The following is a 17,961-nucleotide window of genomic DNA, read 5'->3' on the forward strand; positions in this document are numbered from 1 at the left end:
TGAAAGAAATAAAGAATATGAAGAAATTATCTATACTATTTATAAGCAGCCTCATCGGAACGGCAGGTTTGATGACTTCGTGTAGTGAAGACTATCCGGGACCCGACCCGGTGGACGTAACAGCGAATTACTCGAATAAATACTTGAGCAAATCCAACCTGACATTAACTTATGATGGGGATGAAATGACCGGCAAAGCAGTCGACTTCAGTACAGTGAAAGGAGAAACGGCTAATGTTACTTTTTATAATGTATTTCCCGGAGAAGAAACACTCAAACTGACTGATATACCTATTTCCGGAGATGCTAACGGTTACTCTTTTTCCGGCAACGGCACGGGAAACTTAACCGGCAGTACCTTTAATTATAGCGGACGTGTAGAAAACGGCCAGTTGACAGTGAACCTGACCAATATAAAGATGGTGAACAGCGCACAAATGGCCAACACTTATGCACTTAGCGACATCATATACGGCAGAGGAAAGGATATGATCCGCAATTCGGATACCGGACTGTACGAATGGGGGGAATCCGATGGTAAAATGATTGCCGCACCTCTTTATGTAGACATGGATATTGAACTAAGCAGTGATGGCAGTTTCCTTTATGCGGTCATGACAGGACTGGTGAAAGGAATGGGTGGTTATCTTCTGGCACAGCTTCTTGATGACGTCACCTTACAACCTAACGGATACATCACAGCCAATTATACAACGGATGAAATGATGCTGGGAGAGCAGAAGTTCAGTGAAATAAACATGGAAGATCCCGAATCTATGAATAAAGTCGCTACATTCGTTATGTATAAGTTATTCTTGCCTTATCCGATGGGAGGTTTCCAGCAACAGGATATTATCAATGCCACGGAGGGGGTAAACCGGATTTATGCTCCATCTCCCAAAGGACTGGCCTACTGGTATATGAAGAACGATCATTTCTATCTGAAACTGGATCTTCCGGCAATTATCACTCAAGTCATGAAATCGCAGGGGAAAAGTATCGATCAGAATCTGATGGCTTTATTGACAGACGCTATCCTGAATTCAGATCCGGTTCAACTCAAGAATATATTAAGTACTATCAGCGGTCAACTGGATAATTCCATATTATCCATGCTGGCAGGTCTGGATAACGCCACTTTCCAAATGCTGTTCGGCTGGATAAAAGAGGGAATCCCCATGCAAATGGAAAAGAAAGACGGACACACTTATCTGTACGTAACCAAAGATGCATTGACTCCGTTCATTCCTTTCCTCCCCAGTCTGGAACCTTTGATGGCAGGTATTCCCAATTTTGGTCCGATGCTGTTCGACAGTTATATCATGCCGCTTTATAAGGGTTGGTCTACCATCACCAAACTGCATATAGGTATAGACCTTACAGTCAACAACTAATAAGAAGTACCTTTCTATAAATAAGAAAATACAAGAACAATGAAGAAAATATATATTCTAACTTTGCTACTATGCTTCATCAGCCTTGGGAACAGTTTTGCTCAAACGCTGAAAGGACATATATATGACGCTAAAACCAATGAGCCATTAGTGGGAGCAGCCGTTACGTACAAATTACAAGGTAATCAGGGAGTCGTGTCGGACATCAACGGGGCTTATGAAATCAAGCTGCCCGAGGGTGGAGTCGATCTGGTCTTCAGTTATGTGGGCTACGAAGATGTGTTGATGCCTATTGTGATCGACAGACGTGAAATAGTGACCAAAGACGTTTACATGAGAGAAAGCACCAAACTACTGGAAGAAGTAGTGGTCAGTGCCGGACGTTTTGAACAGAAACTCAGTAACGTTACCGTTTCTATGGATGTAGTGAAAGCCGGTGATATTGCCCGTCAGGCACCAACGGACATTTCTTCCACACTCCGTACATTGCCCGGCGTAGACATTGTAGACAAACAACCGTCTATACGTGGCGGCAGCGGATGGACTTACGGAGTGGGTGCACGCAGCCAGATTCTGGTGGATGGAATGAGTACGCTAAATCCCAAAACAGGAGAAATCAACTGGAACACCGTGCCTTTGGAGAATATCGAGCAGATTGAAGTTATCAAAGGAGCTTCCTCCGTACTGTATGGTTCGTCGGCTCTGAACGGTATTATCAATATCCGTACCGCACGTCCGGGATTGACTCCGAAAACACGTTTCAGCGCATACGTAGGTATCTATGGTGATGCGGAAAATGACGAATACCAATGGAGTGACAAGAGTTTCTGGAAAGAGGATAAATATTCGGTCAAACCTATTTTACGCGGAAGTCTTCTTAGTGGTGTCCGAAACCCAATTTACGAAGGATTCGATCTCTCCCACTCCCGTCGTATCGGTAATTTTGATGTCAGCGGGAGCATGAATCTTTTCACCGATGAAGGATACCGTCAGCAGGGATACAACAAGCGTTTCCGTATGGGAGGCAACCTTACCTATCATCAACCGGACATGGGAATGAAACTGTTGAACTATGGTTTCAATATCGATTTCCTTTCCAATCAATATGGAGACTTCTTTATCTGGCGTTCGCCGACAGAAGTGTACAAGCCCTCTCCTTTTACCAATATGGGACGGGAGGACAACAACTTCCATATCGATCCGTTTATCAACTACGTAAATCCGGAGAATGGTACGTCACATAAGATTAAAGGCCGTTTCTATTATAGTGCCGACAATATCGTGCGCCCCAGCCAGGGAGCATCCATCGGTGATATTCTGGGAAATATGGGAACAGATGCCCAGACTATTCAGAATATTGCAGGCGGTGATTACAGTTCGCTCTATCCGGCCTTGGTCGGTATCGGTTCGGGACTTATCAACGGCAATCTGGAAGATGCCATGAATGGAGTATTTACCTCATTGGGCAATATTTTCCCGAATGCAACAACTGCCGATTATTGCGATCTGATCTCCTGGGTGATGGACAACGGAGTACCCGGTGATTTGGGAGGACTTGCGAACGGACAGTTGCCGAGTGATCTGATCCCCTGGGTATCCGGTGTGCTCAACCCAACACGAAACACTCCGAAAACGCAGACTGACAAAAGTACGAACTACTATCTCGACTATCAGTTCAACAAGAAATGGGACAGTGGTGCGCAAATCACTACGGGAGCCACTTATGAGCATGTGCGTTATGATTCCGCCATCATGGACGAGGTCTATAAAAGCGATAACATAGCTGCTTTCTTCCAGTACGACCAGCGTTTCTGGGATCGCTTGAGTGTATCTGCCGGTGTACGTGCCGAATATTATCGGGTGAACAATCATCATCGTGAAGCGGAAACAAAGATCTTCGGAACCAAGGTTCCGTTCCGTCCGGTGTTTCGTGCAGGGTTAAATTATCAGTTGGCCGATTACAGTTTTATCCGTGCCAGCTTCGGTCAAGGTTACCGTAATCCGTCCATCAATGAAAAATACCTGCGCAAGGATATCGGTGGAGTCGGTGTTTATCCGAATCTGGAGATTAAGCCGGAAAAAGGATTTAATGCGGAATTGGGGATTAAGCAAGGATACAAAATCGGTAATTTCCAGGGATTTGTAGATGTTGCCGGATTCTATACACAATATAAAGATATGGTTGAATTCCAGTTCGGCCTCTTCAATAATGCCGATTATACGATGATTAACAGTATCGGCGATGCTGTCCGAATGTTAACTGACGGTCAAGGTTTCGGTATTGGAGCACAGTTCCATAACGTATCGAAAGCCCAGATCTACGGAGTGGAAATCTCGACAAACGGTGTTTATAACTTTAATAAGAACACGAAGTTGTTCTATAATTTAGGATATGTATATACTGAACCACGCGATGCTGATTATCAGGAGCGCAATGCGGTAGAAGGACTTTATACCGATCCTCTTCAGATGAAAGAGAAATCGAACACAGGTAAGTATCTCAAATATCGTCCGAAGCATAGTTTCAAAGCCACGGTAGATTTCCTGTGGAAACGTATCAATCTGGGTGCCAACGTTGCCTGGAAGAGCAAAATCCTCGCTGTGGACTACCTGATGATGGATGAACGTCCGAAAACACAACTTGACCTGATGGATTATGTTCGTGGCATTGCTTTCGGCTATTCCAAAGGAGAAAGTCTGGCGAGCTACTGGAAAAAGCACAATACGGACTATGCCACCGTTGACATGCGTCTTGGAGTAAAAGCCACGAAAGAGGTTGCTTTCCAATTTATGGTAAACAACTTGCTGAATAAGGAATATAGCTATCGCCCGATGGCAGTTGCCGCTCCACGTACTTTTGTTGTAAAGATGGATATTACATTCTAAACTTTCCGCAAGAGTCGGAAATAGAGAAGAAAAAAACGAATGGTTTCTCACCTGTGAAAAACAGGTGGGAAACCGTTTGCTTTTTTAGAGCTCTCTTCATTCTCTTTTTACAGCCATTCTTAAAAGAAGAACAATCAATATTAAAAATAGAACACATTTATTTTCTCAATTTAAGCACTTTCGCCATACACTATTAAAAATAGAACATTAAAATAAAAAACAGACCTTGACAATAAAGAATTGTTAGTCGAACTTTGCAAAGTTTTATTAAATACGCAATAAAAACAAAAAGCAAAATGAGAAACTTACGAAAACTATTTTATGTAACTTGCGCGGTATTTTTCTTTACATCATGCGAAGAGACTTACAATGACAAGCTATTTTGGCCGGGAGAAATTAGTCAGGAATATGGCTCGTATATTAAACCATATACGCTAGACCTAACTTACAGTGGAGAAAAACTCGTTGGAAAAACTGTCAGTTTCAAGACAGAAGATAGTGAAACGGGAACACTGACACTGAATGATGTGATTCCCGGAGAAAAGGAAACTCCTATCAGTCATATCCAACTGTATGAGAATGAAGAGAAAGGGTATTACACTTTCAGCGGAACAAATATCACGATGGGAGGAGCTACGGTGAAATATGAAGGAATAATAACTCCCCAAAATATGCAATTATCACTGAACGTAACAATGGCTTATGCCAATTCCATTGCAAATGCATATGTATTTTCTGCATATTCCCACACAATAGACGGAGAAAATATCACCCGTAATAGTGGAGCCAGCTACGTGAATATTACTGCTAAAGCAGGAGGAGAATCCCTCCAGTCGGTCATTCTACCCATACAGCAAATGGCAACTAATATATTGGATGTGATTTTTCCTTATGTATTAAAAGACATTACATTTGAGAAAAATGGAATGGTCACAGCCAACTATACCACGAGCCCTGTAGACCTGAATGAAATCATAGAAGTTGCCAACTCGGGCAAAACAGATGCCGAATTCAAAAGTCTGATTAACAAACGTACTTATGAGTCATCTCCCAAAGGATTAGCCTACTGGAATCAGACAGGCTACAAAGCATTTGTCGTACAACTCAATATCCCTGCCATTGTATCCCTCATAGCACAAAACAACGGAAAGCAAATTGACTCCCAGCTTATCACAGGAATCAGCGAAGCTCTCCTTAAATCCGACCCGACACGTTTAAAATTAGCATTAAGTACCATCAATATGATTTTAAACAATGAAATAATCACCTACATTCTTCAATTGGATGATGATACTTTTGCAACGCTGCTCGCATGGATGAAAAACGGAATACCGATGGGAATCAACCAAACAAAAGAGCATACCTATATCTACTTCAATAAAGAAACTCTCATGCCGTTTATCAGCATCATCGGCAGTCTGCTGGAAACAGATTTCACTGAAGTTGCAGCCCTTTTCGATAAAATGGAAATCGGCATTGACCTCACTACTAAGAAATAATTCATTTTAACTATCTAACATAAAAGAACAATGAAAAAAATATCTATTCTATTAATAAGCTGCCTTACTGGAGTATCTGTATTTTTAACATCTTGTAGCGAAGATCACTACGGACCGGAACCGGTAGATGTAACAGCCAGTTATTCAAATAAACTATCGAACCCTAATCCGAATCTAAACCTTACCTATAGTGGTGAAACAATGATCGGAAAATCAGTAGACTTTAGCACTGTCATAGGAGAAACTGCCAATATTACCCTTTATAACATCATTCCGGGTGATGAAGCATTAAAGATGACCAATATACCCATCTCCGGAGATAAAACCGGATATTCTTTCACCGGAAATGCAACAGGAACATTAGGAACGAGTTTCAAATATGCCGGAAGAATAGAAGTAGGTCAATTCACACTGGAAATTACTGATATACAGCTGGCAGCCAATGCTATAACAACCCAAAGACAATGGTACACCATCCCCTATACCGGAGAGGGAGAAGATGAAACAGATCCTTCAACTGGTATAGAATATACCAATGCTACCTACGGTGTACATTTTCATTCTGACAATGAAAATGTTTCATCTTTAGCAGGAATTGTTGAAGCGGTTGCCGGCAATATCTTAGGTTCAGTCTTACGTAGCATAAACTTTTGTGAAGATGGCAATATTACGGCCCGTTATGCTTCCATGCCCCAAGTTGAAGGTGGCATCTTTGGATATTTTATGCCATTACCGATCCGCCCCGAAAGTGACTACAACCTATCTCCCATAAACCTGGCAACTTATTATATCAAAGGAAATTCTTTGTATGTAATTCCTAATATTGAAATGATTTTCAAACAATTGCAAAGTAATAAGACTCGTGCTATTTCAGTAACTGACATGAAAGAAATTCTTGAATTAATAGACAGATGGCTTACTACCGGTATTCGTTTCAATATCGTCAGTGAAATTAAACCGGAGTCGCTATTCAATGATGGCTCATATATCAAACATACTGGCGACATGATGTTATATGTCGATAAGAGTGAAGTTGGCATACTCTTTAATCTATTACCTCTATTGAAAGACGTTATTCCTGATAGTGACATGAAAGAAACACTGGTACAGTTACTTGATATGCTAGTTCCTGAATTAATAGCATCCAAGGTCTTTGAGCTGGGCATTGTCCTTCAAAAGGAATATTCCGCAGAAATTCCAGAAACAACAGAAACACCAGCCTTATTGCGTTCTAATAGTAGAACTTATCAGAAAAACATGGAACTATTAAATAAAGTATTGAAAAAATGAGAAAAACAGTAGCAATAATCACCTTTCTATTATACTTGGGTTGCAATAGTTTTGCCCAAACCTTGAAAGGACATATATACGACGCCAGAACCAATGAGCCATTGGTAGGCGCAGCCGTCACATACAAACTCCATGGCAATCAGGGAGCAGTGTCCAACATCAATGGAGAATATGAAATCAAACTGCCCGAGGGAGGAGTCGATCTTGTATTCAGTTATGTAGGCTATGAAGATGTATTGATGCCAATTGTTATCAATAAGCGTGAAGTCATCACGAAAGACGTTTATATGAAAGAAAGCACAAAGCTACTGGAAGAAGTGGTGGTTAGTGCCGGACGCTTCGAACAGAAGTTGAGTGACGTTACTGTTTCCATGGATGTGGTGAAAGCCGGAGATATTGCTCGTCAGGCACCGACAGATATTTCTTCCACACTCCGTACATTGCCCGGTGTAGACATTGTAGACAAACAGCCCTCTATGCGTGGTGGCAGCGGATGGACTTACGGTGTAGGTGCACGCAGCCAGATTCTGATAGACGGCATGAGTACCCTGAATCCAAAAACCGGTGAAATCAATTGGAACACCATACCTTTGGAAAATGTAGAACAGGTGGAAGTTATTAAAGGAGCTTCCTCCGTGTTGTACGGGTCATCAGCCTTGAACGGCATTATCAACATCCGTACTGCACGTCCGGGACTGACTCCGAAAACACGTTTCAGTGCTTATGTGGGAGTATATGGTAATGCGGAAAACGACGAATACCAATGGAGCGACAAGAGTTTCTGGAAAGATGATAAATATTCTGTTAAACCAATCTTGCGCGGAAGTCTTCTTAGCGGTATACGGAATCCTATTTACGAAGGATTCGACCTCTCCCACTCCCGTCGTATCGGCAATTTCGATGTCAGCGGAGGAATCAATCTTTTCACTGACGAAGGATACCGCCAACAGGGATACAACAAACGTTTCCGTATGGGAGGGAGCCTCACTTATCATCAGCCCGATATGGGAATGAAACTGTTGAACTATGGTTTCAATGTCGATTTCCTTTCCAATCAATATGGTGACTTCTTTATCTGGCGTTCACCAACGGAAGTGTACAAACCGTCTCCTTTCACCAACATGGGACGTGAAGAGAATAATTTCCATATCGATCCGTTCATCAACTATGTGAATCCGGAAAACGGTACGTCACATAAGATTAAAGGACGTTTCTATTACAGTGCCGATAATATCGTACGCCCTACCCAAGGAACTTCCATCACTGATATTCTGGGAAATATGGGAACTGATGCCAAAACGATACAGAATATAGCCGGTGGCGATTACAGTTCACTTTATCCTGCATTGGTAGGTATAGGTTCCGGACTTGTCAACGGCAATCTGGAAGATGCCATGAACGGAGTGTTCACCTCATTAGGCAATATTTTCCCAAATGCGACGACTGCCGATTATTGCGATCTGATCTCCTGGGTAATGGACAACGGAGTGCCGAGTGACTTAGGGGGACTTGCGAACGGACAGTTACCGAGTGATCTGATTCCGTGGTTATCAAATGTTATCAATCCGTCACGAAACACTCCAAAAACACAGACTGATAAGAACTTCGATTACTACCTCGACTACCAGTTCAATAAGAAATGGGAAGGCGGTGCACAAATCACTACCGGAGTAACCCTGGAACATATCCGCTATGACTCCGCTGTAATGGATGAGGTATACAAAAGTGATAATATAGCTGCTTTCTTCCAATACGATCAGCGCTTCTGGGATCGTTTGAGTGTATCTGCCGGTATACGTGCCGAATATTATCGGGTGAATAATCATCACCGTGAAGCCGAAACTAAAATCTTCGGAACCAAAGTTCCGTTCCGTCCGGTCTTCCGTGCAGGGTTAAATTATCAGTTGGCTGATTACAGCTTTATCCGTGCCAGCTTCGGACAGGGTTACCGTAATCCGTCTATCAATGAAAAATACCTGCGCAAGGATATTGGTGGAGTTGGCGTTTATCCTAATCTGGACATCAAACCGGAGAAAGGATTTAATGCGGAATTAGGAATTAAGCAAGGATATAAAGTTGGTAATTTCCAGGGTTTTGTGGATGTTGCAGGATTCTATACACAATATAAAGACATGGTTGAATTCCAGTTCGGGCTGTTCAACAATGCCAATTACACGATGATTAATAGCATAGGCGATGCATTCCAGATGCTGACAGATGGTAAAGGGTTCGGTATCGGAGCCCAGTTCCACAATGTATCGAAAGCCCAGATTTACGGAGTAGAAATCTCAACGAACGGCGTGTACAATTTCAATAAGAACACGAAGTTGTTCTATAACTTGGGATATGTATACACAGAGCCACGCGATGCAGACTATCAGGAACGTAATGCAGTAGAGGGGCTTTATACCGATCCTCTTCAGATGAAAGAGAAATCGAACACAGGTAAGTACCTTAAATATCGCCCGAAGCACAGTTTTAAAGCTACGGTAGATTTCCAGTGGAAACGTATCAATGTCGGTGCCAATGTAGCATGGAAGAGCAAAATTCTGGCAGTTGACTATCTGATGTTGGACGAACGCGAGAAACAGCAGAAAGACCTGATGGATTATGTACGTGGCATCCTTTTCGGTTATTCAAAAGGAGAGACACTGGCTACTTACTGGAAAAAACATAATACGGACTATGCCACTGTTGACGTGCGCTTCGGAGTAAAAGCCACAAAAGAAGTAGCTTTCCAGTTTATGGTGAACAACCTGTTGAATAAAGAATACAGCTACCGCCCAATGGCAGTTGCCGCTCCACGTACTTTCGTACTGAAAATGGACGTCACTTTCTAACTAACTTTCAAGATTCACAATTACTTAAGAAACGGCTGCTCAATGCAGCCGTTTTCTTTTTTCTCCTCATCTGTCATCATTTATCTATATATTGCGTATCTTTACCCCCCGAAAACGAGAAGAAATAACCGATAAAATGAAAAAACAAATCCTACTTATTGCCATCCTGTTTTGTACGGCCTTTGCACAGGCACAAGAAGTTTTTGTAACTGCTGATTTTGTAAGCAGTTATATCTGGCGCGGTATGGATAGCGGCAATGCAAGTGTGCAGCCTTCACTCGGCCTCAACTGGAAAGGACTGACCGTTTACGCATGGGGTTCTACCGAATTTCGCGAAAAGAACAATGAAATAGATTTATCACTAGAGTACGAATACAAAAACCTGACTCTTTACGCCAATAACTATTTTACCCAGACAGAAGAGGAACCTTTTAAATACTTCAATTACAGTTCGCACTCTACCGGGCACACTTTCGAGGTAGGAGCCGGCTATATGCTTAGCGAAAAGTTCCCATTGTCAGTAAGCTGGTACACTACCTTTGCCGGAAACGATTACCGGGAAAACGGGAAACGTGCCTGGTCCAGTTACTGCGAGTTGAGTTACCCGTTCAGCGTGAAAAATGTAAATATGAATATCGAAGCTGGTTTCACTCCTTGGGAGAGTATGTACTCCGACAAATTCAATGTAGTCAATATCGGATTATCTGCAACAAAAGATATTAAAATAACGTCCAATTTCTCTTTACCCATCTTCGGAAAGCTAATAGCCAACCCTTATGAAGAGCAACTTTATTTTGTAGTTGGAATTACATTGTAGATGATTCTTACATTCAATTATTAACTAATAAACACCCCCATGAAAAAACACTTTCTTATCTTCGCAACAGGTCTTTTTCTACTAAGTGCCTGTAATTCGGTAAAAGCACCGGAAGCTATCTTACCCATTCCCGAAGCCAAACAGGTGGAATGGCAAAAAATGGAAACGTATGCGTTTGTACACTTCGGACTTAACACATTCAACGACCGTGAATGGGGATATGGAGACTCCGATCCTAAAACATTCAACCCTACCCGTCTGGACTGTGAGCAATGGGTACAGACATTTGTCAAATCTGGCATGAAAGGAGTGATCCTGACAGCGAAACATCACGATGGATTCTGTCTGTGGCCTACGCAACTAACAGAATACTGTATCCGCAATACTCCGTACAAAGACGGAAAAGGAGACATTGTCCGCGAACTGTCGGATGCCTGCAAAAAGTATGGCATTAAATTCGCAGTCTATCTCTCGCCCTGGGACAGGCATCAGGCCAATTATGGCTCTCCCGAATATGTAGAATACTTCTATAAACAACTCAACGAACTACTGACCAACTACGGTGATGTATTTGAAATCTGGTTTGACGGTGCCAACGGTGGAGACGGCTGGTATGGCGGAGCAAAAGACAGCCGTACAATCGACCGCAAGACTTATTATAACTATCCGCGAGCTTACAAGATGATTGATGAGTTACAGCCACAAGCTGTCATCTTCTCGGATGGAGGTCCGGGCTGTCGTTGGGTAGGCAACGAACACGGATTTGCCGGAGCTACTAACTGGTCTTTTCTTCGTGCAGGAGAAGTTTATCCGGGCTATCCCAAGTATCGTGAACTGCAATATGGTCATGCCGATGGTAACCAATGGGTAGCTGCCGAGTGTGATGTTTCCATCCGTCCGGGATGGTTTTACCATCCGGAAGAAGACGACCGTGTGAAAACAGTAGACGAACTGACTGATTTATATTACCGCAGCGTAGGACATAACGCAACGCTATTATTAAACTTCCCGGTAGACCGTGACGGATTGATTCATCCTACTGACTCTGCCAATGCCGTAAACTTCCACCAGAATGTACAAAAACAACTGGCACACAATCTGCTGGCAGGACTCTCTCCCAAAGCATCGGACGAACGCGGAAGAACATTCTCCGCCAAAGCCGTGACCGACGGTGATTATGATACTTATTGGGCTACCAATGACGATGTCATTTCAGCCACTATTGAATTCGATTTACCTCAGGCAGAAAAGATCAACCGTATGATGTTGCAGGAATATATTCCTCTCGGACAACGTGTTAAATCATTCGTTGTAGAATACAACCAGGCAGGCGAATGGATCCCTGTAAAGCTCAATGAGGAGACTACCACTATCGGATATAAACGGCTCCTTCGTTTCGAAACAATCACTACGGATAAGATTCGTGTCCGCTTCACGGATTCACGGGCTTGTCTCTGTATTAATAACATTGAAGCATATTATGCAGGAGAGACTTCGGATACATACACAGCGAAAGCTGCAGAACTGAAAAGTTACCCGTTCACTCTTGTTGGAGTAGATGTAGAGGAAGCACAGAAAGGCATGGATAAAAACGACCAGACCACCTGTTTCATCAATGGAAATACACTATTGATTGACTTGGGAGAAGAACGCACGATTACCTCATTCCACTATCTCCCCGACCAAAGTGAATATAATAAGGGGTTAATCGCGGCCTACGAAATATCTGTAGGTATGGATAGCAATACGGTTAACCAGATAGTAGCCAAAGATGAATTTTCCAATATAAAGAGCAATCCGATTTTGCAATCGGTTTACTTTACTCCGGTCAAGGCTCGCTATATTCAGTTGAAAGCAACACGGATGATACATGACGGTGAACCGATGGGGTTAGCTGAAATTGGGATACAATAAAATAAGTAACTGACATATAACGTTTGAAGAGAATTAGTAATGATATCTCTTGACTTTTCGGATAATTTATATAACTTTGTTCGTGAACAAAAAGCAATAAATATGAAACGTCCACAAATTGTAGAACGAATACGCAAGGCCTTGGCACAGGTAGCACCGGAAGCGCAAGCAATCCTGTATGGTAGCGAAGCGCGCGGGGATGCCCGTCCCGATAGTGATATTGATTTATTGATATTGGTTGATGGAAATAAATTAACCATCAAAGATGAAGACCGCATTATTACCCCGCTTTACGATATAGAAATTGAAACGGGAGTGCAAATAAACGCACGTGTCCTACTGAAGAAGATCTGGGAAAATCGCCCTTTTCAGACACCTTTTGGCATAAATGTAATGAAAGAAGGGATTGTGTTATGAAAGAGCAATTGAACCGAGAGAATATTGAAGCACTGTCTGCTTACCGTTTTCTACGTGCTGAAGAAACGTTAAAAGAAATACCTTATTTGAAACAACAAGGATACTATAATACAGCGGTCAACCGCCTTTATTATGCCTGCTATTATGCAGCAGTCGCCCTGCTTATTAAACACGAGATAAATCCTGGTACTCATGCAGGTGTCAAACAAATGTTAGGATTACACTTCGTCGCTACCGGTCGTCTGTCACGCGAATTGGGACGCTGTTTCTCCCTGCTTTTCGAACGTCGCCACAGCAGTGATTATGATGATTTTGCCTATTCAAGTGAGGAAGAAATAGACGAATTGATACCCAAAGCAACAGCTTTTATTGAAGCTGTCGGAATTCTATTAAAGGAGTAAAAGAGCATTATAGTTATAATTTACATTGCTATCCCGTCATTTTAAACTGCACTGAATGGCGGGATATTTTGCTATTAAAAATACAATAAAGACTATAAATGAAAAAAGATATCATACAAGAAAAAGAAAACTATACTCTCCGTACCTGGCAAACCGAAGATGCAGCATCATTAGCCCAATATCTCAATAACAAGAATATTTGGGATAACTGCCGTGACGGTCTCCCCCATCCTTATAGTCAGGAAGATGCTAACGTTTTTCTCGCTATGGTACAAGCGAAAGAAAACATTCAAGATTTCTGCATTGAGGTAAACGGAGAAGCAGTCGGAAGTATCGGTTTTGTACCCGCTACGAATGTAGAACGTTTTAGTGCAGAAGTAGGCTACTGGATTGGAGAACCTTTTTGGAACCAGGGAATCGTTACTGACGCCCTGAAAGAAGCTATCAACTATTATTTCGAACACACTGATAAGGTACGTGTATTCGCAGTCGTATTTGAGCATAACTCCCCATCCATGCGGGTATTAGAGAAAGTGGGATTCACGAAAGTAGGAATTATGCAAAAGGCTATTTTCAAGAATGATAATTTCACGAACGCACATTATTACGAACTTATCAAATAATCCGGAATTCATCAACAGTCTGCCGGACAATCCGGCAGACTGCCCATAAACGCCTTGTCAACCCTGAATTAAATCTATAAAAACCCTCCTCTTTTGCTCAAAAATCTTAAACCTGTGCATTTTTTACTCGGATTTCTTGTCAGAACCAAGCGTTTGAGTAAATTTGCACGCTGATAGTTAACCGGATAGTTTGGATAGCAAGAGATTACTACTTGACTACTGGCTGCTAACTTGTAGAAATACTAATACTAAAATTTATAGCATGAGTTTGAAAATTGTTGTATTGGCAAAACAAGTTCCTGACACACGTAATGTTGGGAAAGATGCCATGAAAGCCGACGGGACGATTAACCGCGCGGCACTTCCCGCTATCTTCAACCCCGAAGACCTGAATGCTCTCGAGCAAGCTCTTCGACTGAAAGATGCTCATCCAGGCTCTACCGTAACCATCCTGACCATGGGACCGGGACGGGCAGCCGACATTATTCGTGAAGGACTTTTCCGTGGTGCAGATAACGGTTACTTGCTGACCGACCGTGCTTTCGCTGGTGCAGATACACTGGCTACGTCTTACGCACTGGCTACTGCCATCCGCAAAATCGGTGATTGCGACATTATCATTGGTGGTCGTCAGGCTATTGACGGTGACACGGCGCAAGTAGGTCCGCAGGTAGCAGAGAAACTGGGATTGACGCAAATCACATACGCAGAAGAAATTCTGGAAGTGGGCGATGGCAAAATCAAGGTGAAACGCCATATCGACGGTGGTGTAGAAACTGTAGAGGGTCCGCTGCCTATCGTGATTACCGTAAACGGTTCTGCCGCTCCTTGCCGTCCGCGCAATGCGAAACTGGTTCAGAAATACAAACACGCCAAAACAGTTACCGAAAAACAACAAGGTAACCTTGATTATACCGATTTGTATGACAAGCGTGATTATTTGAATCTGGTAGAATGGAGTGTAGCCGACGTAAACGGTGACCTTGCACAATGCGGTCTGTCCGGTTCGCCGACAAAAGTGAAAGCCATCCAGAACATCGTGTTCCAGGCTAAAGAGAGCAAAACCATCAGCGGCAGCGACCGTGACGTGGAAGACCTGATTGTTGAACTATTAGCTAACCACACCATCGGATAATCATGAATAACTTATTTGTATATTGCGAAATAGAAGAAGGTAACGTTGCAGACGTTAGCCTCGAACTTCTGACCAAAGGTCGTTCGTTAGCCAACCAGTTAAACTGTCAGCTCGAAGCTGTAGTTGCCGGAAGCGGCCTCAAAGATATTGAAAAACAAATCCTTCCTTACGGAGTAGATAAACTTCACGTTTTCGACGGTGAAGGACTTTACCCTTATACATCACTTCCTCACACAGCTATCCTGGTGAACCTCTTCAAAGAAGAGCAACCGCAAATCTGTTTGATGGGTGCTACCGTTATCGGTCGTGACCTCGGTCCACGCGTTTCTTCTGCTCTGACCAGCGGATTGACTGCCGACTGTACTTCACTTGAAATCGGTGACCACGAAGACAAAAAAGAAGGTAAGACTTACAAGAACCTGTTGTACCAAATCCGTCCGGCATTCGGCGGTAACATCGTTGCTACGATTGTGAACCCGGAACACCGCCCGCAGATGGCAACCGTTCGCGAAGGTGTGATGAAGAAAGAAATCCTCTCTCCGACTTATCAGGGAGAAGTAATCCGTCACGACGTGAAAAAGTATGTAGCCGACACGGACTATGTAGTGAAAGTCATCGAACGCCATGTAGAAAAGGCAAAGAACAACCTGAAAGGTTCTCCGATCATCATAGCCGGTGGTTACGGTGTAGGTTCGAAGGAAAACTTCAACCTATTGTTCGACCTCGCTAAAGAGCTTCACGCAGAAGTAGGTGCCAGCCGTGCTGCTGTTGACGCTGGTTTCGCAGACCATGATCGTCAGATCGGTCAGACTGGTGTTACGGTTCGTCCGAAACTCTACATCGCTTGCGGTATCTCCGGACAGATTCAGCATATCGCCGGTATGCAGGAAAGTGGTATCATCATCTCCATCAACAACGATCCGGATGCTCCGATCAATACGATTGCCGATTACGTAATCAACGGAAGTATCGAAGAAGTTGTGCCGAAGATGATTAAGTATTATAAACAAAATAGCAAGTAAGGAAAGATGGCTAATTATTATACAGACATACCGGAACTCAAGTTTCAATTGAACAATCCGATGATGAAACGTATTTGCGAACTCAAAGAACGCAATTACAGAGATAAAGATGAATTCGACTACGCTCCGTTGGACTTCGAAGATGCTGTAGACTCTTACGACAAAGTATTGGAGATTACAGGAGAAATCACAGGAGAAATCATTGCTGCTAACGCAGAAGGTGTAGACGAAGAAGGTCCTCACTGTGCTAACGGTCGCGTAGAATATGCTTCCGGAACCAAACAGAACCTGGACGCTATGGTGAAAGCCGGCCTGAACGGTATGACCATGCCACGCAGATTCGGCGGTTTGAACTTCCCGATCACTCCGTACACCATGTGTGCAGAAATCGTGGCTGCTGCCGACGCCGGTTTCGGAAATATCTGGTCTTTGCAGGACTGTATTGAAACACTGTACGAATTCGGTAACGCTGACCAACACAGCCGTTTCATTCCTCGCGTATGCCAAGGTGAAACGATGTCTATGGACTTGACCGAACCGGATGCAGGTTCCGACTTACAGGCAGTTATGCTGAAAGCAACTTATAGCGAAAAAGACGGTTGCTGGTTGCTGAACGGTGTAAAACGTTTTATTACAAACGGTGATGCTAATCTTCACTTGGTATTGGCTCGTTCGGAAGAAGGTACAAGAGACGGTCGTGGTCTTTCTATGTTCATCTATGACAAGAATGAGGGTGGTGTGAACGTACGTCGTATCGAAAACAAACTCGGTATCCACGGTTCTCCTACTTGCGAACTGGTGTACAAGAATGCTAAAGCTGAACTTTGCGGTGACCGCAAACTCGGTTTGATTAAATACGTTATGGCTTTGATGAACGGTGCCCGTCTGGGTATTGCTGCACAGTCCGTAGGATTGAGCCAGGCTGCTTACAATGAGGGATTGGCTTATGCTAAAGACCGTAAGCAATTCGGTAAAGCAATCATCGAATTCCCGGCAGTATACGATATGCTGGCTATCATGAAAGGTAAGTTGGATGCCGGACGTGCTTTGCTGTATCAAACAGCTCGCTACGTAGACATCTACAAAGCATTGGATGATATTTCCCGCGAACGTAAACTGACTCCGGAAGAACGTCAGGAACAGAAAAAATACGCCAAACTAGCTGACAGCTTTACTCCGCTAGCTAAGGGTATGAACTCTGAATATGCTAACCAGAACGCTTATGACTGTATCCAGATTCATGGTGGTTCAGGATTCATGATGGAATATGCTTGCCAACGCATCTATCGCGACGCACGTATCACCAGCATCTACGAAGGAACTACCCAGTTGCAGACTGTAGCCGCTATCCGTTACGTGACTAATGGTTCTTACCTCGCTACTATCCGCGAGTTTGAGGCCATTCCTTGTTCACCGGAAATGGAACCGCTGATGTCTCGCCTGAAGAAAATGGCTGACAAATTTGAAGCAAGCGCCAACGCTGTGAAAGAAGTACAGGACCAGGAATTGCTTGACTTCACCGCTCGCAAACTGGTGGAAATGGCTGCTGATATTATCATGTGTCACTTACTGATTCAAGATGCCAGCAAGTCTTCCGAACTGTTCTCCAAATCTGCACACGTATATTTGAACTATGCAGAAGCGGAAGTGGAAAAGCATACAAACTTCATCGAAAACTTCGACAAAGAAGATTTGGCGTTCTACAAAAAGTAACAAATAATCG

Annotated in this window: 13 protein-coding genes; all 13 read left to right on the plus strand. The window is 43.2% G+C overall.

All coding sequences use genetic code 11. The features are described from left to right. Nucleotides 1-17: 17 nt before the first annotated feature. On the plus strand, nucleotides 18-1,394 hold the full coding sequence (locus H8796_RS23540) for a DUF4925 domain-containing protein (protein ID WP_233530343.1): 1,377 nt from the start codon (nucleotides 18-20) through the stop codon (nucleotides 1,392-1,394). A 39-nt stretch (nucleotides 1,395-1,433) separates the two neighbouring features. Further along, nucleotides 1,434-4,280: a TonB-dependent receptor gene (locus tag H8796_RS23545; protein ID WP_117935928.1), complete on the plus strand. Its 2,847-nt coding sequence runs from the start codon at nucleotides 1,434-1,436 to the stop codon at nucleotides 4,278-4,280. A 296-nt stretch (nucleotides 4,281-4,576) separates the two neighbouring features. Further along, entirely contained in the window at nucleotides 4,577-5,779 is a 1,203-nt protein-coding gene (locus H8796_RS23550; protein WP_117935930.1) for a DUF4925 domain-containing protein, read from the plus strand. A gap of 30 nt (nucleotides 5,780-5,809) precedes the next feature. Beyond that, nucleotides 5,810-7,069: a DUF4925 domain-containing protein gene (locus H8796_RS23555; RefSeq protein WP_117935932.1), complete on the plus strand. Its 1,260-nt coding sequence runs from the start codon at nucleotides 5,810-5,812 to the stop codon at nucleotides 7,067-7,069. Further along, on the plus strand, nucleotides 7,066-9,909 hold the full coding sequence (locus H8796_RS23560) for a TonB-dependent receptor (RefSeq protein WP_117935934.1): 2,844 nt from the start codon (nucleotides 7,066-7,068) through the stop codon (nucleotides 9,907-9,909). Before H8796_RS23555 ends, H8796_RS23560 begins: the two co-directional genes overlap by 4 nt. Nucleotides 9,910-10,045: 136 nt before the next feature. Then, complete coding sequence (locus H8796_RS23565) at nucleotides 10,046-10,726, plus strand: hypothetical protein (RefSeq protein ID WP_117935936.1); 681 nt, start codon at nucleotides 10,046-10,048, stop codon at nucleotides 10,724-10,726. Between the two features lie 39 nt (nucleotides 10,727-10,765). Further along, entirely contained in the window at nucleotides 10,766-12,640 is a 1,875-nt protein-coding gene (locus H8796_RS23570; RefSeq protein WP_117935938.1) for an alpha-L-fucosidase, read from the plus strand. A gap of 102 nt (nucleotides 12,641-12,742) precedes the next feature. After that, nucleotides 12,743-13,057 carry a nucleotidyltransferase domain-containing protein gene (locus H8796_RS23575; RefSeq protein ID WP_117936018.1) on the plus strand — a complete coding sequence of 105 codons (315 nt, stop codon included), beginning with the start codon at nucleotides 12,743-12,745 and terminating at the stop codon, nucleotides 13,055-13,057. Then, entirely contained in the window at nucleotides 13,054-13,458 is a 405-nt protein-coding gene (locus tag H8796_RS23580) for a HEPN domain-containing protein (protein WP_117935940.1), read from the plus strand. The genes H8796_RS23575 and H8796_RS23580 overlap by 4 nt, the downstream gene beginning before the upstream one ends. 98 nt (nucleotides 13,459-13,556) lie before the next feature. Beyond that, nucleotides 13,557-14,081, plus strand: coding sequence for a GNAT family N-acetyltransferase (locus H8796_RS23585; protein ID WP_117935942.1), 525 nt, complete (start codon nucleotides 13,557-13,559; stop codon nucleotides 14,079-14,081). Between the two features lie 262 nt (nucleotides 14,082-14,343). Then, nucleotides 14,344-15,216, plus strand: coding sequence for an electron transfer flavoprotein subunit beta/FixA family protein (locus tag H8796_RS23590; protein WP_004301028.1), 873 nt, complete (start codon nucleotides 14,344-14,346; stop codon nucleotides 15,214-15,216). Nucleotides 15,217-15,218: 2 nt separating this feature from the next. Continuing rightward, a complete protein-coding gene (locus tag H8796_RS23595; protein WP_004301029.1) occupies nucleotides 15,219-16,238 on the plus strand; it encodes an electron transfer flavoprotein subunit alpha/FixB family protein in 1,020 nt (339 codons plus the stop codon). Nucleotides 16,239-16,244: 6 nt separating this feature from the next. Further along, the gene (locus H8796_RS23600) at nucleotides 16,245-17,951 is read left to right on the plus strand and encodes an acyl-CoA dehydrogenase family protein (RefSeq protein WP_117935944.1); all 1,707 of its coding nucleotides are present in this window, start codon (nucleotides 16,245-16,247) and stop codon (nucleotides 17,949-17,951) included. The last annotated feature ends 10 nt before the right edge of the window (nucleotides 17,952-17,961 follow it).

It is taken from the genome of Bacteroides sp. M10 (assembly GCF_014334015.1).
In the GTDB taxonomy this organism is placed as follows: Bacteria; Bacteroidota; Bacteroidia; order Bacteroidales; family Bacteroidaceae; genus Bacteroides; species Bacteroides intestinigallinarum.